Source organism: Streptomyces sp. CAI-85, from assembly GCF_013363615.1.
In the GTDB taxonomy this organism is placed as follows: domain Bacteria; phylum Actinomycetota; class Actinomycetes; order Streptomycetales; family Streptomycetaceae; genus Streptomyces; species Streptomyces antibioticus_B.
In genome coordinates this window covers 1-647 of sequence record NZ_JAANNX010000249.1, presented here as the reverse complement: position 1 = coordinate 647, position 647 = coordinate 1, and the positions used below count along the sequence as shown (strand labels likewise).

Genomic DNA, 647 nt, shown 5'->3' with positions numbered 1-647 from the left:
CCGATCTTCGGCAGCGACAGGTCCGTCAGCTCCCGGCAGAGGTACATGGCGATCTGCCGGGCCGTCACCAGCGCCCGCCCGCGCGAAGTGCCGCACAGGTCCTCGACGGTGAGGCCGAAGTAGTCGGCGGTGGCGCTCATGATGGCCGTGGAGGTGATCTCGGGCGCCGAGTCCTCGCCGCCGGGGATCAGGTCCTTCAGGACGATCTCCGTCAGGCCCAGGTCCACCGGCTGCCGGTTGAGCGAGGCGAACGCCGTCACCCGGATCAGCGCGCCCTCCAGCTCGCGGATGTTCCGCGAGATCCGGGAGGCGATGAACTCCAGCACCTCCGGCGGGGCGTTGAGCTGCTCCTGCACCGCCTTCTTGCGCAGGATCGCGATGCGCGTCTCCAGCTCGGGCGGCTGGACGTCGGTGATCAGGCCCCACTCGAAACGGTTCCGCAGCCGGTCCTCCAGCGTCACGAGCTGCTTGGGCGGCCGGTCGCTGGACAGCACGATCTGCTTGTTGGCGTTGTGGAGCGTGTTGAAGGTGTGGAAGAACTCCTCCTGCGTCGACTCCTTGTCCGCCAGGAACTGGATGTCGTCCACCAGCAGGATGTCCATCTCCCGGTACCGCTTGCGGAAGCTGTCGCCCTTGCCGTCGCGGAT

Annotated in this window: 1 protein-coding gene; it reads right to left on the bottom strand. The window is 67.5% G+C overall.

The annotated features are described in order from the left end of the window. The coding region (gene dnaA, locus G6W55_RS38095) for a chromosomal replication initiator protein DnaA (RefSeq protein ID WP_175525114.1) at nucleotides 1-647 on the bottom strand (647 nt) is incomplete at both ends.